We start from the raw sequence: 22,518 nt of genomic DNA, 5'->3' as shown, positions 1-22,518 counted from the left end.
GTTACGCCGATCAAGGGCAAACTAGTGGAGGACATATAAGGAAGGTGGTCGTACATAACGATGAAAGCACTTGTTTTTCATACATTCGGCGGACCTGAAGTGCTGCAGCTGCAAGAAGTTCCGGATCCCGTACTCGCGCCAGGTACGGTCCTTGTGCGGATGCAGGTCGTTGGGCTGAACTTCGCGGATGTTTACCGGCGGCAGGGCAATTACCATTTGGTCGGCGAGCCGCCCTATATACTGGGCTATGAAGGAGCCGGTATCGTCGAGCAGACGGCACCGGACGTGACCGGCGTTCGGGTTGGCGACCGCATCGGCTTTGCGGATGTGCCTCATGCCAATGCGGAGCTCGTCGTCGTGCCCGCGGACCGGGTTATACCGCTGCCGGACGATATCAGCTTCGAAGCTGCGGCGTCCGTCCTGCTGCAAGGGCTGACTGCCCATTACCTGGCGACCGACAGCTATCCCGTCAAGACCGGCGACAAGGTGCTCGTCCATGCCGCTGCCGGCGGGGTCGGGCAGCTGCTCGTTCAGCTGTGCAAAGCGAAGGGCGCCGAGGTTCTTGGACTCACGTCCAGCGAGGCGAAGCGGGCCGCTGCCTTGAAGGCAGGGGCGGATGAGGTGCTTCGCTATGACGGCGACTGGGTGAACGAGGCACTGGCTTGGTCGGCCTCACGCGGCGGCGAGCCCGGCTTCGATGCCGCTTACGACGCCGTGGGAGCGACTTTAATGGACAGCTTCCGTGCGGTTCGTACACGCGGCACGGTCGTTTTCTTCGGCATGGCGGGCGGAGATCCGCCTCTGGTCGATCCGCGGATGCTGATGGATACGAGCAAGACGCTGACCGGCGGGGATTTGTGGAATCATGTTACGACGTCGGTCGAACGAATCCGGCGTTCGGGTGAGCTGTTCGAGGCGATTCGCAGCGGACGGATTTCATTGGAAGATCCGAAGCTGTTCCCGCTTGCGGAAGGCGCCGACGCGCATCGCTGGATCGAGAGCCGGTCGAGCACGGGCAAGATGCTGCTCATTCCGTAAGCTTTTGAGAACGATGCCGCCGCTGTGTTACAATAGGCACTACCATAACTAACGAACAGGGGGCATCAGGACGTGAGCGAGCAAATCAATATGATCGAGCTGGTGAAGCATATTGCCGGCCAAACAAAAGCGGATCCGAAGCTGATCGAGCAGGTGCTGGGGCATGAGCAGTCGTTCATCAATAACGCGAAGGAAGACAAGAACGGCGAAGTGAATATCGACAGCGACGAGCTGGTGGACTACATTTTGGGCCGCCCGGGTCTTAAATCGGACGAGCTGACCGTAGAAGCGATTTTGGATGCGGAAATGGATTACCTGATGGACAAAGGCATCGCCGGCTATATCGACTAAACAAAACGATTGTGTTAAATCCACAGCGTGATAACAAAGGGCAGCGGATGATGCTGTCCTTTTGCTGTTATTACGGGGTGCATAGGCATACATTGGCGCTTAATCGCGTGAAAGAGGAGCTCTTCCCAAGTCATGTTCCATGACCAGGGAAAGCTCCTCTTCTGTTCTTCTTTATTTCCTCCCCCAAGATCCACTCGGTAGGGGAGAAGCCGGTCGCATGTTTTCCCGCTGATTATGTCGTGCTTTGAACCCGTTCCGATTTGCCCAGGCTTCCGGTGGATGGCCTGAATATCGGATCGGTTTTGACATGCGTGATTTGGTACGGTTTGGATGGCGTCTTAATGCGGGACAATAGTATTTCGGCGGTGATAATGCCCATGTCCTTGTTGTGAATATGGACAGTTGTTAGTTGCGGGTCCACGATTCGCGATTCGGTGGCATCATCGAAACCGGTGACGACTATATCCTCCGGAATGCGGATGTTTCTGTTCTTGAGTGCAGGTAAAATGCCGACGGCAATGAAATCATTGGCGCATATGAAGGCAGAAGGCAGCACCGCCATGCGCTCCAGTTGCTTATCAACCCAGTCGGGCTCGGAGAAGAAGTTCTTGTCCTTGTCCACGATGCAGACGGAGAGATCGCAATGAAGGCCGGATTCAATCAAGGCGCGGTTATAACCGATCCATCGCTCATTGAAGCTTCGGCAGTGATTGTAATCGCCCGCGAAACCGATCCGTTTGTGTCCGCTCTCGACAAGCTTCTTGACAATGGTATACACGCTGTGTTCGTTTTCCATGAGAATGATGTCCGCTTGCAGCTCTGAGAAGAGAATGTCGGCGGAGGAATCGATAAAGATGGCCGGAATACCTAAGCCGCCGATCATTTCACTGTAAGCCTTGTCAAACATCTCGATACAAATGATGCCATCCACTTTCGAGGGCTCGAAATTCATAGGGAGCATCAAAGCAGCGGTTTCAGATTCGCGGATGATATGGATCGATAGATTATAGCCTTCGGAGCTGATTTTTTCCTCAAGCCCACTGAGCAGCGAGGACCCGAAGTGCGAATTGTTAGGCATATTACACGTGAAGAGCGCGATATTGCCTGTCGTTTTACTAACCATGTGTTGGGATTCGACGTAGGCGAACTGCTTGTATTTTAGCTCGATTGCTTTTTGAATGACCCTGTTTCGTGTCTCTGCGGGCAGGTTGCCATTGTCGTTCAATGCTTTGGATGCGGTGTTTCTCGAGATACCGAGGGCATCCGCGATATTTTGTATCGTTACTTTTTCTTTGGTCATCGAAGTTTCACCCTTTACCGGTTACGAGGTCGTAGATCTGTGTTTAACGCAGCTGTGATTAGAATGTATAAGATTACAAACAATGTATATCAGCACTTGAAAAATGTCAATTTTACATTTACAAATGAACAATTCGTTATTGCATTGTAACTCGAATTTTCTTAGTTTACAAAAGTAAAGAATCAGCTAGGTTTTGTAAATTTAATGTCACAGATAGCGATCGATAAAGTGCCGTATTTTTTCTTATTTTTTGAGAGGAAACCGTAATTATACGAGAATATATGCAAAAATTAATATTTCATTCAAAATAATGCAAACAACATGTGTTCAAAAGACCAAATTTATTTTTACAAAAGTATTGACTTTATATGCACCCGCTTGATAAATTGTAAAGGCGAAAGAAAATGAAAGCATTTACAGAATGGTGCATATGTAAAAAATAATCTTTCGTCATTTCAGACTGGGGGTCAGCACTTGGTATCATTCATTTCAAGTGAAAAAGGAGCATTGAGGAGCCAACGAATAATGAAAAAAAACTTGGATTACATCAAAAAAAATCGTTTTCTATATCTGCTTATGGCGCCGGCTTTCGTTCTGACGATTGTGTTCAAATACCTCCCTATGTACGGCGTTATTATCGCATTCAAAGATTTCAGCTATAGGAAAGGGATCATGGGCAGCGACTGGGTCGGGTTCAAGTATTTCTCGAAGTTTCTATATGCCCCGAACTTTGAATTGATTTTCTTAAACACGTTGAAGTTGAGTATTTACGGTTTGATCTTGGGCTTCCCGGTGCCGATTCTGTTAGCGCTTATGTTGAATCAGCTGCGCAAAGTCGGCGCGAAGAAGAACATCCAGTTGATGCTGTATGCGCCCAACTTCATATCCGTCTTGGTTATTGTAGGGATGGTGTTCATCTTCCTGTCTCCGACCGGACCTATTAACAAGCTCATCATTTTTTTCTCCGGGCATCCAGTCAATTTCATGTCGGAGCCGGGCTATTTTCGTCCCATTTATATTTTATCAGGCATTTGGCAGGGAGCGGGCTGGGCATCGATTATTTACGTAGCCGCGCTGGCGGGTGTCGATCCTGAGCTTCATAACGCTGCCACGATCGACGGGGCCAGCCTGCTGCAGCGGATCCGGAAAATCGATTTGCCTACGATCAAGCCGGTCATGGCAATCGTGTTCATTCTCTCGGCCGGCGGCATTATGGCAATCGGCTTCGAGAAGGCATTCCTGATGCAAACGGCTCTGAATGTGACGACTTCGGAAATCCTGCCGACTTACGTGTACAAGGTGGGATTGAAATCGGGCGACTACTCGTATTCCGCGGCGATCGGCTTGTTCAATTCCGTCATTAATGTCATTTTGCTCGTCTTCGTGAACTTCGTCGTGAAGAAATTAAACGAAGGAGAGGGCCTCTACTAGATGAAGGGAGCTGCATTATGCAATTCAAACACACCCGTTTAGACCGGTTCATTCTTGTTCTCAACAACATCTTGCTGACGCTTGGTGTGCTGCTCGTCGCTGTTCCGTTGATCTATGTCGTCATGGCTTCATTCATGGAGCCGACGGCCCTGCTAAACAAAGGCATTTCATTCAACCTGTCCGATTACAGCGTGGATGGGTACAAGCTCATTCTCTCCAATGCAGCCATGCTTCGGGGCTTTGGAAATGCGTTGTTCTACTCCGCGGCCTTTGCCTTCGTTACGGTCGCCATTTCGGTCTTTGCCGGCTTTCCGCTATCTGTGGAAGGGTTCGTCGGCCATAAATTTTTCATGACGGTCTTTGTCATCACGATGTTTTTCGGTGGGGGCCTGATTCCGACCTTCCTCGTAATCAAGCACCTGCACATGCTTAACACCGTTTGGGCTGTCATCATCCCCGGGGCCGTGAACGTGTGGAACATCATATTGGCCCGAACCTTCTTCAAAGGCATTCCGAAGGAACTCAGCGAGGCGGCGAAGATGGACGGTGCATCGGAGCTGCGCATTTTCTTCAATATCGTGCTCCCGTTGTCCAAACCGATCATGTTCGTCTTGGGGCTGTATGCATTCGTAGGACAGTGGAATTCCTTCTTCGATGCCATGATTTATCTGGAAAATGCCAAGCTGTTCCCGCTTCAGTTGGTGCTAAGATCCATCCTGATCCAAAACCAGGTAAGTCCGGAAATGATTACGGACAGGGCGCAGGTGGCCGAACTCAAGCGATTATCCGAGATTATCAAATACGCATCGATCGTGATTTCGAGTCTTCCGCTGCTGGTGATGTACCCGTTCTTCCAGAAGTATTTCGAGAAAGGTGTCATGGTCGGTTCGTTGAAATAGCGGATCGATTGGCATATAGAGCATGCAGATCACAGAGGAGGGTTAAGTATGAATAACATTTACAAGAAGACAGTGTTTGGCCTCTCGTTAGCAGCATTTCTGGTCGTGACGGGCTGCGGCAGCTCGTCGGGCAACAATGCAGGCGGAAACTCGCACGGCGCGAATGCGAACGGAGAATCAACGGATGCGAAGAAAGTCACGCTGAAGTTCATGACGCAGAGTTCCCCGCTCGCCCCGACGGACCCGAATGAGAAGCTTGTTTTTAAACGCATGGAAGAGAAGACCGGCATTCATATCGATTGGACGAACTATACGAATGATGTTTTCGCGGAGAAGAAGAACCTGGCGCTTGCTTCCGGCGATCTGCCGGATGCGATCTTCGATGCCGGCATGAGCGACTACGATCTGTTGAAGCTGGCCAAGGACGGCACGATCATCCCGCTTGACGATCTCGTTGCGAAAATGCCGAATTTACAGAAAGTGCTGGAGCTGAAGCCGCAGTACAAAGCGATGATGACGGCTCCTGACGGACATATCTATTCGATTCCTTGGATCGAGGAGCTGGGCTCGGACAAAGAAAGCATTCATGAGGTGAATAACATCCCTTGGATCAACAAGGGCTGGCTCGACAAGCTGGGCTTACAGATGCCGACGACGACGGAAGAGCTGAAGCAGGTGCTGATCGCGTTCAAAACGAAGGATCCGAACGGCAACGGCAAGGCGGACGAAATCCCGATGTCCTTCATCAACAGCAACGGCGGCAACGAAGATCTGGGCTTTTTGTTCGGTTCGTTCGGCAGAGGCATCAACTGGGACCTAACGCTCGTCGGCGATGACGGCAAGGTGAGTTTCGCGGCGTCGGACGACGGCTATAAGAAAGCCGTTAACTACATCCATGACTTGTATAAAGAAGGCTTACTGGATAACGAATTCGTTACGCAGGATTGGAACACGTATGTCGCCAAAGGCAAAGAAGACGTGTACGGTCTGTACTTTACATGGGATAAGGCCAATGTGACCGGGCTTGATAGCAAGTTCGAGCCGATGCCTGCGCTTGCGGGCCCGGAAGGAATTAAAAACGTAACCCGTACGAACGGTATGGGCTTCGACCGGGGAAGAATGGTTGTCACCAATGCGGACGAAAACTTGGACGCAACGGCCAAATGGATGGATCAGCTCTATGAGCCGCTGCAATCGGTACAGGATAACTGGGGGACTTACGGAGACGACAAGCAGCAGAACATATTCGAATTCGATGCAGCCAAACAAATGCTGAAGCATTTGCCGCTTAACGGGGCGGCTCCTGGTGAGCTGAGAGGCAAAACAAGCGTCGGCGGACCGCTCGCGATCCTGGATTCCTACTATGGTACGGTTACGACGAAGCCGGACGATGCCGCTTGGCGTATGGATATCTTGAAGAAAGTGTACGTGCCGGATATGAAAGCCGAGAAAACTTATCCTCGCGTGTTCTTCTCGATAGAGGAATTGGACCGCATCACGGCTATCGAGACGGATTTAATGCCTTACGTGCTGCGGAAGCGTACGGAGTGGATCGAGAAAGGGACGGCCGACAAGGAATGGGCCGATTATATGAAGGAACTGGATCGTCTAGGTCTGCAGGACTGGCTCAAAATCAAGCAAACGGGCTATGACCGGAACACATTGAAATAAATGCAAGTAACAGGGCGGGCTGTGCTGTGCCTTAGTATTGCACAGCCCATTGTTATACAAAGGAGCAATGAGAAGATGACCGTAGACGCGAAACAAAAGTTCCGCCCCGACTATCATTTTACGCCGCAATCCCATTGGATGAACGACCCGAACGGCATGGTTTTTTTCAAGGGTGAATACCATCTCTTCTATCAGCATCACCCGGATGGGACGACGTGGGGACCGATGCACTGGGGGCATGCGGTCAGTAAGGATCTGGTAGCATGGGAGCATCGCCCGATCGCACTCTATCCAGATGAGCACGGGATGATTTTCTCCGGCAGCGCGGTCGTGGATTGGAAGGATACGTCGGGCTTTTTTGATGGAGAGCCCGGACTTGTGGCGATCTTCACGCATCATGATCAGGTTCCCGGAACCGAGCATGCAAGGCAGCGACAGAGTTTGGCCTACAGTGCTGATAGTGGGAAAACCTGGCTCAAATACGAGGGCAACCCGGTTCTTGAGCATGAGAAATACGTGGATTTTCGGGATCCGAAAGTGTTCTGGCACGAGCCGTCGCAGCAGTGGACGATGATTCTTGCGTCCGGCCAAACCATCAGCATCTATAATTCGCCCAACTTGAGAGACTGGAGGTTCGCGAGCGAATTCGGGACCGGCATCGGGTTCCACGGCGGCGTCTGGGAATGCCCGGATCTGTTCCCGCTGTCCGTCGACGGCGATGCAGCGAAGACCAAGTGGGTCATGCTCGTCAGCATCGGTGACAGCCCAGCCTATGTCGAGGGCTCTAGAACCCAGTATTTCACGGGTGATTTCGATGGCAGTACGTTCGTAAGCGACGAAGACTCCGAGGTGATGCGCTGGCTGGACTACGGCAGGGACAATTATGCCGGCGTCAGCTGGTCGGATATTCCGGCGGAAGACGGCCGTCGTCTTTATCTCGGTTGGATGAGCAACTGGAAGTATGCCAATCTGACGCCGACCGACGGCTGGCGGAGCGCGATGACGATTCCAAGAGAGCTGTCGCTTGAAACCCGTGGCGGAGCAGTGACGCTTGTTCAGCGTCCCGCGCGCGAAATGGAGCAGGCTAGGAAAGTCGTGGCGTCCGTCAGGGAAACGACGCTGCAGGAAGCTCGGGAGCTGGTAACCGGCCTGCAGCTGGATAGTTACGAGTGGATCATTGATTTCGATACCGCTTCCGGCGGTCCGTTCGGCGTCAAGGTGCGCGTGTCGGATGAGCAGGAAACGGTGATTGGGTATGACCTGGAGCTCGGTGAGCTGTTCATTGACCGTACGTGCTCAGGTCAAGTTGATTTTCATGCGGTTTTTGCGGGGCGGCATAGCGTGAAGCTGGAGCCGGTTGACGGCCGGGTGCAATTGCGGGTGTACGTGGATCGTTCCTCCGTTGAAGTGTTTGCCGGTGATGGGCAGGCCGTCATAACCGATTTGATCTTTCCTGATCCCGGTGCGCAGGGGCTGGAGCTCTTCGCTGGGGCCGGGAATGCAGTCTTGCATACACTGGAAATCTATGCGCTCTCATCCGCGAAATAACGAGAATATAAAGCGCCGCTATTCCGCTTGAATCATCAGACTGCCTGCCATAACAGGCAGTCTGATTGTATGTGCGAATGCTGACGGCACTGACAGGAGGAACCCATTATGCGCATTGGCGCAATCGAGGCAGGCGGTACGAAATTCGTCTGCGGAATCGGCAATGAAGAGGGCGTGATCGAAGCGCGAGCGAGCTTCCCGACGGAACAGCCCGAAGCGACGTTGAAACAAGTTATCGCGTTCTTTCGGGATCAAGGCGTGGAAGCCGTCGGCATCGGCTCTTTCGGTCCCATCGACATGAATCCGTCCAGTTTGTCCTACGGCTATGTAACAACGACCCCGAAGGCTGGCTGGGCGGAGTATGACTTCTTGGGAATGGTAAAGCGGAGCCTAGCTGTACCCTGCGGCTGGGACACGGATGTCAACGCCGCAGCACTCGGCGAGGCCACGTGGGGAGCTGCGCGCGGGCTGGACAGCTGCGCGTATTATACCATCGGCACCGGCATCGGTGTAGGCGTATATGCGGAAGGAAAGCTGGTTCATGGGCTGGTGCATCCGGAGGGCGGGCACGTATTGACCAGAAGGCATCCGGAGGATGATTTTGCGGGCAATTGTCCGTATCATGGCGATTGTCTGGAGGGCATGGCGGCCGGTCCGGCGCTGGAGGCGCGGTGGAAGACGAGGGGCAGCGAGCTCGTGCCCGAACACCGGGCATGGGTGTTCGAAGCGTTCTATATTGCGCAGGCCTTGACGGGGACCATATTGACGTTGTCGCCGAAAAGGATCATTCTGGGCGGCGGTGTCATGCAGCAGACGCAGTTGTTTCCGCTCATCCGGGATGCTGTGCGCAAGAATCTCGGCGGCTATGTTAGCGCGGCAGCGATTCAGGATCATATCGAGGAGTACATCGTTCCGCCTGACTTGGGCGGCAACGCTGGATTATGCGGCGCGCTTGCCCTTGGTCTGACAGCGCTGAACCGGGGTGCTTGAATAGAGTGCTATTGAAGAAGGGCAGTCGCCTTGAAGGGCTCGGACCACTTTCGGAACGGGTGTCCCAAGGCGGCTTTTTGTCGCTTTGCAGCAGGTTATGACGCTTCTTAGGGAAGTCGAAAAATAAAGTTGGGAATTTCCAAAAAGCGACATTTTACACTCTTGTTTACTTTTATGAAAGCGCTACAATTATGGTAATGACAGCCTAGGAGGTGAGTACCATGAGCCACGAGGAAGAGATTGTAGAAGTAAGTGCCGAAGTCATTTCGGACGAGCTTGAAGCAGCTGAAGAAGTAGCTGCAGCAAGCGAAGAAGCTGCTGAAGAAGCGGCGGAAGCATCTCAAGAAACGGAAGAATCCGAAGAATCCGAAGAAGCTGCTGAAGAAGCAGAAGCATCGGAAGAAACTGCGGAGGAAGCCGAAGAGGAAGCATCCCAATCATCCGACGAGTCCGAAGAGGCAGCTGAAGAAGCTGACGCAGCGGAGGAAGTCGAGGAGGCTGCTGAAGAAGCAGCAGAAGGCGAAACGGAATAATGAATGCAATCATACGTATGAAGCGGTAAGGGCTTTCCCGATGTCTGATGAGGACGCGGGGAGGCTCTTATTTTCGTTGGAGCAGGAGGCTGATGTGAAGCGTCCCTGACTGCTGCGAAATAGGTGGAATCTCCCATGATACAAGTGTAATGCATGCAACGGTTCGCTATAATGAGACATGTGCGGCCGGAATTCGGTTCGACGTGATTTCATCTACATACGACAAGAGGTGCAGCTGTGTTTCCAGCCGTGATGACGTGGGACCTCCCCACATTATTGGTCTTATTCGTGCTCGGTTTATTCGCTTCGACATTCGGCGCAATCGTGGGCTTAGGCGGCGGCGTTATTCTTGTGCCGGCGCTGCTACTGCTCGGCCCGTCCATGCTCGGCATGAAGATTGACACTACACTGGCGGTCGGCGTGTCGCTCGGCGTGCTCGTCTTCACCTCCCTCACCTCGACGCTTACATTCGTTCGGGAAGGCAAGGCCGATCTGCGAAGCGCATTGTTCTTCTCCATCTCCAGCGGACCGATGTCCATGCTCGGAGCCAGTCTAACCTCGCTGTTCAACCCTGACGTGTTTCGCAGGGCGTTCGGTTATTTCATGCTCTTCATGGTCGTGCTGCTGCTGCTGCGCAGCCGGATTAAGCCGTATCAGGGCAAATGGCGGTATACGAGGACATTTACCGATGAGGCGGGGGTGCAGCAAGAATATGGATATAATGCATTTCCCGCGCTGCTCATCGGCGGGCTTGTGGGGTTGATTGCCGGCTTGCTCGGTATCGGCGGCGGCGTACTGCTCATTCCGGCGATGATGCTGCTCTTCCGGTTTCCTCCGCATATCGCATCGGCAACATCGATGGCGGTTATCTTCATCTCGGCGCTCTTCGGCAGCGGCATGCACCTCTACCGCGGCGAGTGGGACTGGCTGCTCGTGCTGTCGCTTGCGCCGGGCGCGCTTATTGGCGGCTGGCTGGGTGCGCGCATATCCCGACGGATCGGCAGCGTGCTCCTGATTCGCATTATGTGCGGGGCGCTGCTGTTATTCGCGCTGCGGATGGTCATTACTTAGCTATAGTTGCGGTTCGGCCAAGTATAATCAAGAAGGCTCTGCATGCCGAAGCGGCAGCGGAGCCTTCTGTTGTTCCCGCATAAGCAAGGAAGGCGGAGCGCTACATGCTGCCTTCGGTGAAAATTTGGAATGGGATACCGAATTTATCCGTTACGCTGCCGTATGCAGGGCTGAAATGAGTCTCTTGAATCGGCATGGACACTTCTCCGCCATCTGCCAGCGCATGGAAGATGCGATGTGCCTGCTCGGCATCGTTCATCGAGATGCATACCGTTACTTGGCTGCCCTTCTGCAGCGGCTGACCCGGGAACGTATCCGAGAACATCAGATCCGATTCGCCGATTTTGATCATGGCGTGTCCGATTCTGTCTTTCGCCGAATCCGGCAGCGGGAAATCGGGATTGGCCGGCATTTCACCGAAGGTTTGTTTAAACAAAGGTACGGCGCCAAGAACGTTCACATAGAAATCAATAGCTTCCTGTGCATTGCCTTCCATTACGAAGTAAGGGGTTAGACGAAGCGGCATAAACGAACATCTCCTTTGAATTCATAGGGTAGGGGTGTTTACATACGGCAGCCTTATTCAAGTGTGCCGCAAACACAGTATATCGTATAGAACATATGTTCGCAATAGAGGGAGAAAAACTCCGCAGGAGATTTGGCTTGCGAATGATTCGGCCGCGGGGCAAAACCTGCAGCTCATTCTGCCCGCGAGCCTGGAACCTTATTCGTACAACCTAGTACGACTGATCGGACATTTCCTTGGGGGCGCGGCCGACGAGCAGGGCGTAGAGCACGACTGCGGCGATCTCGAGCGCCGCGATTATCAGTCCCATCGGAACGGCGGTATCGCTGCCGGCGATGCCGACGAACGGTGCCACGATGGAGCCGAACATAAGCGACAGCAGCCCTTGAAGCGCGGAGGCGCTGCCTGCGGCTTTGCCCTGCTTGCGCATCGCGAGCGAGAATCCGATCGTCGTGACGATCCCTACGCTTGCGACCACGAAGAACAGCGGGATGAGCACGAGCAGCAGCGGCGCATGCGCCAGCAGCATAACGAGGAGCATGCCGCCGCCGGCGGCCGCGAGTCCGAGCCCGGCGGCCAGCAGCTTCGTTTCACTGACACGCACGGCCAGACGGCCTGCGATCTGACTTGCCGCTATAATGCCCAGGCCGTTAATGGCGAAGCAGAGGCTGAACAGCTGCGGCGAGACGCCGTACACCTCTTGGAGCACGAACGGCGAGCCGGAAATATAGGCGAACATGGCTGCCATGACGAAGCCCTGCGCCAGCGCGTAGCCCATGAACGCCCGGTCGGCCATCAGGCCGCGGAACGTCCCCAGCGTATTGCCGATGCCGCCTTTGGAACGCCGTTCCGGCGGCAGGGTCTCCGGCAATCCGAGCAGAACGACGGCGAACATGACAATTCCGACGCCGGTTAGAACCAGGAATACGCCGTGCCAGCTTGTCACCTGCAGCAGCTGTCCGCCCGCAATGGGCGCGGCGATGGGCGCGATGCCGTTCACCAGCATGAGCAGGGAGAAGAAGGCCGTCAGCTCCGTTCCATTGTACAGATCGCGCGCGACGGCTCTTGCGATAACGATGCCCGCCGAGCCCGCGAGGCCCTGGACCAGGCGCAGCACGATGAAGGTGCCGATGGAAGGGGCTAAGGCGCACAGCAGCGAAGACACCGTGTAAAGGATTAAGCCGATTAAGAGCGGCTTGCGGCGCCCCCGTACATCGCTGATGGGACCGGCAAAAAGCTGCCCAAGCGCAAGTCCGATCAGGCAGGCGGTCAGGCTGAGCTGTGCAAGCGACGTGCTGGTATGCAGATCGTCCGCGAGCCCCGGCAGCGCCGGCAAATACATATCGAGCGACAGCGGGCCGAAGGCGCTGAGCGCGCCAAGCACCGTCGCGGCCCATAGTCGTTTGGGTTGGGGTGTAGAAGAAGATGCGTGAGATTCGTTCATTGCAGGTAATTCCTTTCACATTCCGTAGTAAGCAAGGAAGTCAGGCGACGGGCTGCTGCACAATCCAATGTTCTGAAGCAGGCCGGGATAATACAAGGGAAAGTCTGGCATACTATCTCCTAGTTTAAGGAGGGATGGTCATGAACAGACGATGGAGCAGCTTGTGCTTGGCGTCGGTCACGGCAGCGATGCTGCTGGCGGGCACAGCCTGCGGGAAGAAAGGCGATAACACTAATAATACCAGCAATGACACCGGGGCGGGGACTACAGCGCCAAGCAATTTATTGGAAACCGTCAAAGCGAACGGCGAAATTACGGTCGGCACGGAAGGCACCTATGCCCCGTTCACGTTTCACGGCAAGGACGGCAAGCTGACGGGCTTCGATGTGGAAATAGCGGAAGAAGTGGCCAAACGAATCGGCATTAAAGCGAAATTCATTGAAACCAAATGGGATGGCATGCTGGCGGGGCTGGACGCGAAGCGCTTCGATATGGTTGCTAATGAGGTCACGATTCGCGACGACCGGAAGGCGAAGTATGATTTCTCCGATCCGTACATCGTCTCGAAATCCGTTCTCATCGTGCAGAAGGACAATACGACGATCAAGAGCCTCGCGGATCTCAAAGGGAAAAAATCCGGCCAATCGCTGACCAGCAACCTTGCCGACATCGCCAAAGCAAACGGCGCGCAGATCGTTCAGATCGAGGGCTTCAACCAAGCGATCGACCTGCTTACCTCGGGCCGGATCGATGCAACGATTAACGATAAGCTGTCTTTCCTGGATTTGAAAAAGCAGCGGCCCGATGTGCCAATTAAGGTGGTTGCGGAGACGAACGATGCATCCCCAAGCGGTCTCCTTTTCCACAAGGGCAATCCCGAGCTCGTCGCCGCGGCGAACAAAGCGCTGACTGACATGAAGGCCGACGGCACGTATCTGACCATTTCGAAGAAATATTTCGGCGAGGACGTCTCGAAGTAATGCGCGCTAAAGGCGGTTGGTCTTAATGAGCGAACGAACAGAGCGACTGCTGCATATTTTCGCCGATTCGTTCATGCCTCTTCTGCATGCTGGAGTAGCGTTTACTGTGCCGCTTACCCTGATCTCCTTCGCGCTTGGCCTGCTGCTGGCGACGGGAACCGCACTTGCGCGGCTGTCGGAATTCCGCGCGCTGTCGGAGCTGGCGCGGTTCTATGTGTGGATCATCCGCGGCACGCCGCTGCTGGTTCAGTTGTTTATTATATTCTATGGGCTGCCGAGCATCGGCATTACGATCGATGCGTTTCCCGCGGCGGTTATCGGGTTCACGCTCAGCGTCGGTGCGTACGGGTCGGAAATCATCCGCGCAGCCATTATCTCCATCCCGAAAGGCCAGTGGGAGGCGGCTTTCTCGCTCGGACAGACGAGGCTGCAGGCACTGCGCCGGATCATTCTGCCGCAAGCTGCCCGAGTATCCGTGCCGCCGCTGTCGAACTCGTTCATCTCGCTCGTGAAGGATACGTCGCTGGCGGCGAGTGTGACGTTCACCGAGCTGTTTCAGAAGGGGCAGCAAATTTCGGCTGCCGTCTACGAGCCGCTGCTGATCTATTGCGAGGTCGCGCTGATTTATCTGCTGTTTTGCACCGTCCTTTCGGCGCTGCAGCGGCAGCTGGAGAAGTATTTTGAACGCTATTCCACCGTGTAGGGAGGACCTGCCGTCTTGATTGAAATTCGCCAGCTTACCAAGTCCTTCGGTACCTCCGTCGTCCTCCGCGGTATTGATCTTACGCTTGAGAAAGGAAGCGTGCTCGTCATCATCGGACCGTCAGGCTCCGGCAAATCGACGCTGCTGCGCTGCGTGAATGCGCTGGAGGTGCCGACCTCGGGCGCCATTGCAATTGGCCGAACCCGAATGGAGTTCCAGCCGGGCGTGAAGCCGCGTGCTTCCGACGTGCTTGCGCTGCGCCGGCAATCCGGCATGGTGTTTCAGGCGTATCATCTGTTTCCGCATTTCACGGCGCTGCAGAATGTGATGGAAGGCCAAGTTACGGTGCGCCGCAAGCCGAAGGAGGAGGCGCGCGCGAGGGCGCTTCAGCTGCTGGACAAGGTAGGACTCGCCGACAAGGCGGGCGCCTACCCGCATCAGCTCTCCGGCGGGCAGCAGCAGCGGGTCGGCATTGCAAGGGCGATGTCGATCGACCCCGAGCTGCTGCTCTTCGACGAGCCGACCTCGGCGCTTGACCCTGAGCTTGTTCGCGAGGTGCTGAAGGTCATTCGCGAGCTGGCGGAAGAAGGCAGGACGATGATGATCGTGACACATGAGATGAAATTCGCCAGAGAGGTGGCCGACCATGTCGTGCTTGTGGACGGCGGCGTTATCGTGGAGCAGGGCCCGCCGGAGCAGCTGTTCGGCCAGCCGCGCGAGGAGCGGACGCGCCAGTTTCTGTCGATGATCATGGATCGGAGCTGATTGGAGCGCCGTGAGGGGCGGCATTTCCGTCCGCAAACAACAACCAATATCCAGCGTAGATCGAAAAGCCGCAAACCCCTTGGTTTGCGGCTTTTCGTGCGAGCTGCGCCGCATCCACGAGCCTTCCTCTTGCTGTCGCTCGCATGACGCACCCGCCTGCTCCGGTGATTATGGAATTATGATTGCGCTTTCCTGAATCGCGTCGAAGCATTAGAATGGGGGAACGGCATAATTCAACCGAGAGGAATTGTTGCGGGTGGCGGTCTTTTTCTTGCGAACGCTCAGGGGCAGGATGATTCTATATTACTGCACGATATTCATCGTGTTTATCGGCCTGCTCGGCGGCGTGACGTATCAGCTGGTCATGAACGTGATGCAGCAGCAGATTTTGGAGTATACCGAGAAGATTATCGAGGAGAAGAAGAGCAGCATCGATTCGTATTTCGGCCAGGTGGCGAATCTGGTGCAAATCTCAGCGGGCAGCCAGGTGCTGCGGGATGCCATTAACCATCAGGACAAGCTCGACAGCGTTTCGAAGCTGTACTATCAGCGGCAGGTGAGCGATTTTTTCTCCAGCATCCTGCGCTTCAACAGCAAAATCAAAGATTTTGTCGTCATCAACGATAAGGGCTATATTTATGCCCAGTCCGGGGCGACGATCTACGGTGACTATAATTTCTTTAAGCAGCCATGGTTCCAGAAGAAGGACGAGGACTACTTTCATGTTTATTTCCAAAGCGTGCATCCGCAGGATTATTATGTGCTTGAGAACAACGATGACGGAGACGTCGTGTCCGCGATCGCGCCGATCTATGACCTTAACCGCGCAACGCTCGATCGGAAGGTCTATCTGCTCTGTAACCTCAACGTCAAGGAAATCGAGGCGATCAGCAACGAGACGAGGCTCGAGAAGACCGGCTATATCACCATCCTCGACCAGAACAACAATCCGATCTATACGCCGACCTCCGCGGATTTCGCCTTCAGCCCGGAGTTGACGAATGCGCGGTATTTTCAGCAGGATAAAGGCAATGTGTCGCTTGGGGAGGGGGCGAACCGCTTCCTGGTCGTCTACACGACGCTAAATATTACCAAATGGAAAGTGGCCGCCTACATTCCGTACAACGAGATTTACGCGCACACCGCCCCGATCCGCTATATTGTCGTCGCTTCGATTCTCGTCGTAATCGTGCTCGTCGTGGTCGCTTCCTTCTTCATATCGAGCCGAATCAATCGGCCGCTGCTGCGCCTCATGAACCGTATGTACATGATCGAGAGCGGACGGACGGATGTCGTGCTGTTCGACAACAGCACGGAGGAAATCGAGAAGCTGACCCGACGGATCGATTCTATGATCTCTAATATTAAAGCGCTTACCGAGGATAATTTCAGTTATAAGCTGCAAAACAAGGACATGGAGCTCAAGATGCTGCTGAGCCAGATTAACCCGCACTTCCTGTACAATACGCTGCAGTCGATCAAAGCGCTGGCGGTCACGGGCAAGACAAGCGAAATCAGCCGCATGGTGACCTTGATCGGGAATATGCTCCGCTACGCGATCAACCCCAATCAGGACGTGGTCACGGTCCAGGAAGAGATCGACCATATTACGAATTACCTGCACATCCAGAATTACCGGTATCCCGGCAAATTCAAATCGGAATTCTTCGTGCCTGCGGAGATCCGGCGCAGCTATATTCCGAAGCTCGTACTGCAGCCCATCGTCGAGAACGCGATCCTGCACGCGTTTCGCAATGCGCAGGATGGCCTGATTACGCTGACAATGGTAGAGGCGCCAGGCGGGATTGCCATTCGGATTGCGGACAACGGCAAAGGCATGACCCCGGCGGAGCTGACGCTTGTAACGGAGAAGCTGGCACAGCAGGCGTCGGACGAAGGATACAAGGGCGGCTTAGGTCTGCGCAACGTGCACCTGCGAATCCGCAACAAATACGGGCATCCATACGGCATGACATTCACTTCCACCGTGTATGAGGGGACCTGCGTAACGATTCTCATTCCAGAGCTAAGAGGTGCATGATGATAAAAATGGTGATTGCCGACGATGAAGTGCTGACGCTCGATATGATGGCATGCATCATCGATTGGGCGAAGCTCGGTATCGAAATCGTGGGGAAAGCGGTCAACGGGCAGGAGGCGCTTGACATGGTTCGGCGCGAGAACCCGGAGATTCTTCTGACAGATATCCAGATGCCGATGATGGACGGCATCGAGCTGCTGAAGGTGCTTTCGGAGTCGCACCCGCAGTTGAAATCAATTATTTTGAGTGCGTACGGCGAATTTCAATATGCTAAAGAAGCGATTCGTTACGGGGCTTCGGGCTTTCTAGTGAAGCCGATCGACGAGCTTGAATTGGAAGAGCTGATCGCGAGCACCGTCAAATCGCACCTTGAGAGTAAGGTTATCACGCAAGAGGCTGCATTTCGCAAGCTGCTGTCGACGCGCAGCGGCACTCCGGCGCTGCTCCGCACGCTGGAGAGCGAGGGCATCCGCCTAACCCGCGAGTTCCGTGCGTACGTCATTCAGACCGAGCCCGCGTCCGTTAATGATCAGCTGCTTTACTTGGACGAGGCCAGCTCCAATTCTGAGCGAATCATCTGCGCGCTGCTTACGGACTTGACGTCGCAAGGCATTCGGGGATACGTATTCGAGCATCAGGATGAGGAATGGATCTGCATCGCGGAGAGGGCGGAGGGCTTCGGAAGCCGTATTGCCGAGTTGCTGCTGTCGGAGCTTGGCTGGAAGGTGGTTGTCGGCGTAAGCGGCTTGAAGACGGCGCCGAACGATCTGCATGATGCGTACAACGAAGCGCTGGACGGGCTGGGCCGGCGGTTTCTATTCAGCTCCGAGCAGGTGTTTGAATACGATCAGCTGACGCCCTTCGGCGCACTGCACGCCGACATGCATCACCAAGTCTACAAGCAAACCCAAGCGCTGCTGGAAGAAATCGCAGCGGACCCGTTCGGCCGCCCGGATTGGCGCGGCAAGCTGTCTTCGATCCTGCATGAAGCGCCGCTCCGCCCGGACGAGATCTATTCGCTGGTCTTCAGCCTCCTGATTCGACTGAGAACGAGGGACTGGGAGCATTCGCAGGGCGACCATGAAGCGATTCTGCCCGTTACCTTCGAGGCGATCAAGAGATGCAAGACGCTCGATGTGCTGCTCGATTACCTGGCATCCTCCCTGCAGCAGCTGGCTGGGGAGGAGAAGCAGCGTTCGAGCGGCGGCAGCGACTTGATCCGGAAGGCGAAGGCGTATATTCAAGCCCATTACAACACGGAGATTTCCTTGGAGTCGATTTGCGCTCATATCGCGGTCAGTAAGAATTACTTCAGCTCGCTCTTCAAAAAAGAGACAGGGATGAACATCTGGGATTACCTGACTTCGGTGCGGCTCGAGCAGGCCAAGCGGCTGCTTACGACCACTTCGCTCAAAAATTACGAGATAGCGAGCCGAATCGGCTATGAGAACCCCAGCTATTTTACGAAAATGTTCAAAAAGTCGTTCGGTCAGCTGCCGCAGGAATACCGAATACGGCAATCAGACGGCGAAAGCATAATATCGAGTTAGAAAGACCGTAATATCCTTCCTTCAAGGATAACGCTTTCAACACTACAATGACGTTGTAAGCGTTAACAGTAGCGCTATCAGACATTAGAGGAGGGGCAAACATGAAGAAAAAGATGGTTTGGTCGGCTGCATCGGCACTTCTCATCGCTTCTGTTGCGTTGTCCGGATGCGGCAGTAATGGAAACGGAAACAGCAACAGCAATGGCGCAGCCAACACAACAAACACGGATTCAGGCAGCGATACGAAGGATTCGGGGGAGAAAATAACGATCCGCATTGCTTCCATCAACCGGGACGATACGAGAAAAACATTCCTGGACATGGTGAAGGCAAAGTTCCCGAACATTACGATCGACTACAACTTTATCGATAACAACACGTTCTCCGACGTCGTCACGACGCAGCTGATTTCCGGAGACGGCCCCGACATTATCGAAGGCTACGATGTCAAGTGGGTCAAGAACGGCTACTTGCTCGATATCACCGGACAGCCGTTCGTCTCCAAGTTTTTCGACGAAGGTTTGAAGCAAACGACGCTGGACGGCAAAATATATGGCATACCGACGACAGGCTGGTTCGAGGGCGTCTGGTACAACAAGGATATCTTCGACAAGAACGGCATCACGCCGCCGAAGACCTTCGACGAATGGCTGGCAATCCACGACAAGCTGAGAGCAAACGGCGTGAAGCCGCAGGCGATGGGCGCCCAGTCGTGGGAGCCGATGATGAAGCAGTCGATCTCCATGGCGCTGAACGAATTCTACTCGAAGCCGGAGAATAAGGATTTCGACGTGGACGTTCAAACCGGCAAGCGCAAGTTCAGCGAGTGGAAGGACGCATTTACGACGTGGGATCAAATGATTCAGAAGAAGAACATCACGCCGGATATGCTTGGCATCACCTATGATCAGGCGCTGGACGAGTTCGCTTCCGGCAAAGCCGCCATGTGGGAATCCGGTCCATGGTCCTACGATGCAATGATGAAGAAAAATCCGGATCTGAAGCTGGGCATGTTCCCGCTGCCGGGCAAAACGTCGCCGACCGGTTATCTGGTCGGGGGTCCTGGTATCCCTTGGACGATTAACGCGAAGAGCGAGCACACGAAGGAAGCGATGCAAATTCTGGATTTGATGAGCACGCCGGAAGCGCAGACGGCATTGATGAAAGACTACTTCGGACCGTCCTTCCTGAAAGGCTTGGATAATCCGGAGCTGCCGGCGCAATATGACGGCGTCAAGGAAGCCTTCGTACTAGGCCGCGTCTATTCGCCATGGCCGTACTGGGGTCCATTTAGCGGCAACGTGTTCATTACGGAGCTCGGCAAGCTGCTTCAAGATCACCTGGCCGGAAGCAAAACGATCGACGAAGTGCTGCAGGCTGCCGACAAGAAAGCCGCAGAGCTGATCGAGCAGTCCCAATAACGACTGGCACCTGCAAGAACAAGCGCATATTTTCATGGGGATGGGGTTATGCGAATAACCTCATCCTCCATTATTGGGGTGAAAGCTATGAATCGGTCCATGCATTTTCGAAGAGATATGATCTTCTTGTCCTTCATTCTTCCTGCCTTTCTCGGGTATCTCGTGTTCTATCTGTATCCGATGCTGTCGACGTTCATGTACAGCTTCACGGACTGGACGGGGTATAAGCCGGCCATCCATTTTGTCGGGCTGAAAAATTTCGTCAAGCTGTTTCATGACGAAGACGTGACGATCGGCATCAAAAACTCGGTCATTTACGCGATTTCCATGACGATTCTGCAAAACGGCCTTGCGATTCCGCTCGCGGTCGCGCTGCATCGCAAGCTTAGAACGCGCAATTTGCTGCGGACGGTATTCTTCGCGCCGGCGGTATTAAGTCCTATGGTCGTCGGTTTTTTGTGGGGCTATCTGATGTCGTCGACGGATCACGGGCTGATCAACCAGCTGCTCATGAACTTCGGCTTTCATCAGGTCAACTGGCTCGGCAATCCCAAACTGGCGCTCTATTCTGTCATTCTGACGCAAGGCTGGCAGTGGACGGGTTACGCGATGGTGATCTATCTCGCCAACCTGCAGGGAATCTCGAAGGAACTGTATGAATCCTCGGGCATCGACGGAGCGAACGGCTGGCAGAAATTCTGGCATATCACGCTGCCGATGCTGATTCCATCTATTACGTTCAATACCGTCATGAGCATGATCGGCGGACTGAAAGTGTTCGACGTCATCTTCGCCATGACGAACGGGGGACCCGGCCATTCGACGGAGACCATTGTCATGACGCTGCTCTCAAAGGGCATTACGCAAGCACAGTACGGTTACGGTTCGGCATTCGCGGTGGTCTTCTCGCTGATGATTATGCTGATCGCGTTCACGCAGCTGACGGTGCTGAAACGATGGGAGGAGAAGTTATTTTGAACACGATCGTTTCTGCGAAGCCTAGATCAAGACGATTCTTCAAACGGGGGGAACGGGGAGATCTCGTTCTCGAGCTCATCCTGCTTATTCTGGCGGCGATCTCCTTGCTGCCGATCTATTACCTGCTGAATACGACCTTCCGTACGCCGGATGAGGTTATCGCAAGCCCGCTCGGCCTGCCGAAGCATTTTATACTCAGCGGGTACGTGAATGCCTGGAAGACCATGAACTACTTGAATGTGCTCAAGAACAACCTGATCATCGCCGTTGTTTCGGTCGGGGGCGTCATTCTCCTGTCCTCGATGGCGGCGTACGCGTTCGCAAGACGTTCCAACAAGCTGTTCGGCATTCTCTTCGTCATTGTGTTAATCGGCGTTATCATGCCTTATCAAGTGGCCACGATTCAATTGTTCCGCGTATTGAAGGATTTGCATCTGATCGACTCTCTGCTGGGGGTCATCCTTGTCGAAGTTTTCGTAGCCGTTCCGTTCAACGTATTCCTGATCAAAAACTTTGTGAGCTCTGTTCCGATTCAGTTGGAAGAGTCTGCTTATATAGATGGCGCAGGCATTTGGAAAACCTTCTGGAAAATTACATTCCCGCTGCTTGCACCGGTTATCGCGACGCTGGCCATTCTCGATACGCTCAGCGTGTGGAACGATTTCTTCACGCCGCTGCTCATCCTGCATTCGCGGTCGAAGGGGGTCATTCTACTCGAGGTGTACCGCAACGTCGGGGAGTTCCAGACGGACTGGACCAGCTTCTTCCCGATGATGATTCTCGGCGTGGCACCGCTTGTGGCGCTCTATCTGTTCATGCAGCGCTTTATTATCGAAGGGATTTCGACAGGGGCAGTTAAAGGATAAAGGCGGCCACAGTTTGTTATCCATGCGTCGAAGCGGGCGGCTGGCAAAGGGCCGGAGAGGGGCCTGTCCATGTATCGTTAGCGATGCGCGGGCAGGCTTCTTTTTGCTTGTTGACACCGTAAGGGCTTTCATGTTTGAATAATAGGGTAAGCGCTTAACCTAATGGGTGAGTGCACACGGAATGTAAATAATAATCAACATTATTTTCAGCGTAATCTATACTTTATGAGGATATCGGCATTGCTATCGAAAGTCGGATCTATATGAGTTTTTTCGAGCAATAACGGCTAATACCGGCAATTATAGGGAAACCGCTTTTTCTTATTTCAACGATGATTTGGGCCGTTAGCGCGAAGTCTGAGGGGTCCGGTTAATCGCCGAGCCGATAACGAGATGAATAGGAGAGGTGCGA

General features: G+C 54.0%; 20 protein-coding genes. 17 read left to right on the top strand and 3 right to left on the bottom strand.

Features of this window, described 5'->3' with window-relative positions:
- Positions 1-60 precede the first annotated feature (60 nt).
- Positions 61-1,038 carry a quinone oxidoreductase family protein gene (locus tag KXU80_RS17800; protein ID WP_219834557.1) on the top strand — a complete coding sequence of 326 codons (978 nt, stop codon included), beginning with the start codon at positions 61-63 and terminating at the stop codon, positions 1,036-1,038.
- Between the two features lie 72 nt (positions 1,039-1,110).
- The gene (locus KXU80_RS17795) at positions 1,111-1,389 is read left to right on the top strand and encodes a hypothetical protein (RefSeq protein ID WP_219834556.1); all 279 of its coding nucleotides are present in this window, start codon (positions 1,111-1,113) and stop codon (positions 1,387-1,389) included.
- Positions 1,390-1,621: 232 nt separating this feature from the next.
- Here KXU80_RS17795 and KXU80_RS17790 read toward each other — a convergent pair whose 3' ends face one another.
- On the bottom strand, positions 1,622-2,689 hold the full coding sequence (locus KXU80_RS17790) for a LacI family DNA-binding transcriptional regulator (protein WP_219834555.1): 1,068 nt from the start codon (positions 2,687-2,689) through the stop codon (positions 1,622-1,624).
- Positions 2,690-3,214: 525 nt separating this feature from the next.
- Here KXU80_RS17790 and KXU80_RS17785 point away from each other — a divergent pair.
- From KXU80_RS17785 to KXU80_RS17755, 7 genes are all read left to right on the top strand, one after another.
- Entirely contained in the window at positions 3,215-4,120 is a 906-nt protein-coding gene (locus KXU80_RS17785; RefSeq protein WP_219834554.1) for an ABC transporter permease, read from the top strand.
- Positions 4,121-4,137: 17 nt separating this feature from the next.
- Entirely contained in the window at positions 4,138-5,019 is an 882-nt protein-coding gene (locus tag KXU80_RS17780) for a carbohydrate ABC transporter permease (RefSeq protein ID WP_219834553.1), read from the top strand.
- A gap of 48 nt (positions 5,020-5,067) precedes the next feature.
- Entirely contained in the window at positions 5,068-6,690 is a 1,623-nt protein-coding gene (locus tag KXU80_RS17775) for an ABC transporter substrate-binding protein (protein ID WP_219834552.1), read from the top strand.
- A 75-nt stretch (positions 6,691-6,765) separates the two neighbouring features.
- Positions 6,766-8,238 (top strand): glycoside hydrolase family 32 protein, encoded by a 1,473-nt coding sequence (locus KXU80_RS17770; protein WP_219834551.1) that lies wholly within the window; start codon positions 6,766-6,768, stop codon positions 8,236-8,238.
- A gap of 108 nt (positions 8,239-8,346) precedes the next feature.
- On the top strand, positions 8,347-9,228 hold the full coding sequence (locus KXU80_RS17765; RefSeq protein ID WP_219834550.1) for an ROK family protein: 882 nt from the start codon (positions 8,347-8,349) through the stop codon (positions 9,226-9,228).
- Between the two features lie 221 nt (positions 9,229-9,449).
- Positions 9,450-9,761 carry a hypothetical protein gene (locus tag KXU80_RS17760; RefSeq protein WP_219834549.1) on the top strand — a complete coding sequence of 104 codons (312 nt, stop codon included), beginning with the start codon at positions 9,450-9,452 and terminating at the stop codon, positions 9,759-9,761.
- 237 nt (positions 9,762-9,998) lie between these two features.
- On the top strand, positions 9,999-10,832 hold the full coding sequence (locus KXU80_RS17755; RefSeq protein WP_258171049.1) for a sulfite exporter TauE/SafE family protein: 834 nt from the start codon (positions 9,999-10,001) through the stop codon (positions 10,830-10,832).
- Positions 10,833-10,932: 100 nt separating this feature from the next.
- Here the strand turns inward: KXU80_RS17755 and KXU80_RS17750 are convergent, their stop codons facing one another.
- The gene (locus tag KXU80_RS17750; RefSeq protein WP_219834548.1) at positions 10,933-11,358 is read right to left on the bottom strand and encodes a VOC family protein; all 426 of its coding nucleotides are present in this window, start codon (positions 11,356-11,358) and stop codon (positions 10,933-10,935) included.
- 211 nt (positions 11,359-11,569) lie between these two features.
- Entirely contained in the window at positions 11,570-12,802 is a 1,233-nt protein-coding gene (locus KXU80_RS17745) for a multidrug effflux MFS transporter (protein ID WP_219834547.1), read from the bottom strand.
- A 140-nt stretch (positions 12,803-12,942) separates the two neighbouring features.
- Between KXU80_RS17745 and KXU80_RS17740 the strand changes: the two genes are divergently transcribed.
- From KXU80_RS17740 to KXU80_RS17705, 8 genes are all read left to right on the top strand, one after another.
- Entirely contained in the window at positions 12,943-13,782 is an 840-nt protein-coding gene (locus tag KXU80_RS17740) for an amino acid ABC transporter substrate-binding protein (protein WP_219834546.1), read from the top strand.
- A gap of 25 nt (positions 13,783-13,807) precedes the next feature.
- Positions 13,808-14,485: an amino acid ABC transporter permease gene (locus tag KXU80_RS17735; protein WP_219834545.1), complete on the top strand. Its 678-nt coding sequence runs from the start codon at positions 13,808-13,810 to the stop codon at positions 14,483-14,485.
- Positions 14,486-14,500: 15 nt separating this feature from the next.
- Positions 14,501-15,250 carry an amino acid ABC transporter ATP-binding protein gene (locus KXU80_RS17730; protein WP_219834544.1) on the top strand — a complete coding sequence of 250 codons (750 nt, stop codon included), beginning with the start codon at positions 14,501-14,503 and terminating at the stop codon, positions 15,248-15,250.
- 271 nt (positions 15,251-15,521) lie between these two features.
- Positions 15,522-17,291, top strand: coding sequence for a cache domain-containing sensor histidine kinase (locus KXU80_RS17725; RefSeq protein ID WP_219834543.1), 1,770 nt, complete (start codon positions 15,522-15,524; stop codon positions 17,289-17,291).
- Positions 17,288-18,841, top strand: a complete 1,554-nt coding sequence (locus tag KXU80_RS17720; protein WP_219834542.1) for a response regulator — start codon at positions 17,288-17,290, stop codon at positions 18,839-18,841. Before KXU80_RS17725 ends, KXU80_RS17720 begins: the two co-directional genes overlap by 4 nt.
- A gap of 101 nt (positions 18,842-18,942) precedes the next feature.
- The gene (locus KXU80_RS17715) at positions 18,943-20,262 is read left to right on the top strand and encodes an ABC transporter substrate-binding protein (protein WP_219834541.1); all 1,320 of its coding nucleotides are present in this window, start codon (positions 18,943-18,945) and stop codon (positions 20,260-20,262) included.
- A gap of 87 nt (positions 20,263-20,349) precedes the next feature.
- Positions 20,350-21,240, top strand: a complete 891-nt coding sequence (locus tag KXU80_RS17710; RefSeq protein WP_219834540.1) for a carbohydrate ABC transporter permease — start codon at positions 20,350-20,352, stop codon at positions 21,238-21,240.
- A complete protein-coding gene (locus KXU80_RS17705; RefSeq protein WP_258171048.1) occupies positions 21,237-22,106 on the top strand; it encodes a carbohydrate ABC transporter permease in 870 nt (289 codons plus the stop codon). The genes KXU80_RS17710 and KXU80_RS17705 overlap by 4 nt, the downstream gene beginning before the upstream one ends.
- Positions 22,107-22,518: the final 412 nt, after the last annotated feature.

The organism is Paenibacillus sp. R14(2021) (genome assembly GCF_019431355.1).
In the GTDB taxonomy this organism is placed as follows: Bacteria; Bacillota; Bacilli; order Paenibacillales; family Paenibacillaceae; genus Paenibacillus_Z.
Note: the sequence above shows the minus strand (reverse complement) of the source record. Positions and strands in the feature narration are given on the sequence as shown.

Bases quoted from the DNA above. Each gene is read 5' to 3' on its own strand.
- KXU80_RS17790 (WP_219834555.1), bottom strand. From the start codon at position 2,689: ATGACCAAAGAAAAAGTAACGATACAAAATATCGCGGATGCCCTCGGT.
- KXU80_RS17770 (WP_219834551.1), top strand. From the start codon at position 6,766: ATGACCGTAGACGCGAAACAAAAGTTCCGCCCCGACTATCATTTTACG.
- KXU80_RS17720 (WP_219834542.1), top strand. From the start codon at position 17,288: ATGATGATAAAAATGGTGATTGCCGACGATGAAGTGCTGACGCTCGAT.
- KXU80_RS17765 (WP_219834550.1), top strand. From the start codon at position 8,347: ATGCGCATTGGCGCAATCGAGGCAGGCGGTACGAAATTCGTCTGCGGA.
- KXU80_RS17750 (WP_219834548.1), bottom strand. From the start codon at position 11,358: ATGCCGCTTCGTCTAACCCCTTACTTCGTAATGGAAGGCAATGCACAG.
- KXU80_RS17740 (WP_219834546.1), top strand. From the start codon at position 12,943: ATGAACAGACGATGGAGCAGCTTGTGCTTGGCGTCGGTCACGGCAGCG.
- KXU80_RS17715 (WP_219834541.1), top strand. From the start codon at position 18,943: ATGAAGAAAAAGATGGTTTGGTCGGCTGCATCGGCACTTCTCATCGCT.
- KXU80_RS17785 (WP_219834554.1), top strand. From the start codon at position 3,215: ATGAAAAAAAACTTGGATTACATCAAAAAAAATCGTTTTCTATATCTG.
- KXU80_RS17745 (WP_219834547.1), bottom strand. From the start codon at position 12,802: ATGAACGAATCTCACGCATCTTCTTCTACACCCCAACCCAAACGACTA.
- KXU80_RS17780 (WP_219834553.1), top strand. From the start codon at position 4,138: ATGCAATTCAAACACACCCGTTTAGACCGGTTCATTCTTGTTCTCAAC.
- KXU80_RS17775 (WP_219834552.1), top strand. From the start codon at position 5,068: ATGAATAACATTTACAAGAAGACAGTGTTTGGCCTCTCGTTAGCAGCA.
- KXU80_RS17760 (WP_219834549.1), top strand. From the start codon at position 9,450: ATGAGCCACGAGGAAGAGATTGTAGAAGTAAGTGCCGAAGTCATTTCG.
- KXU80_RS17800 (WP_219834557.1), top strand. From the start codon at position 61: ATGAAAGCACTTGTTTTTCATACATTCGGCGGACCTGAAGTGCTGCAG.
- KXU80_RS17710 (WP_219834540.1), top strand. From the start codon at position 20,350: ATGAATCGGTCCATGCATTTTCGAAGAGATATGATCTTCTTGTCCTTC.
- KXU80_RS17735 (WP_219834545.1), top strand. From the start codon at position 13,808: ATGAGCGAACGAACAGAGCGACTGCTGCATATTTTCGCCGATTCGTTC.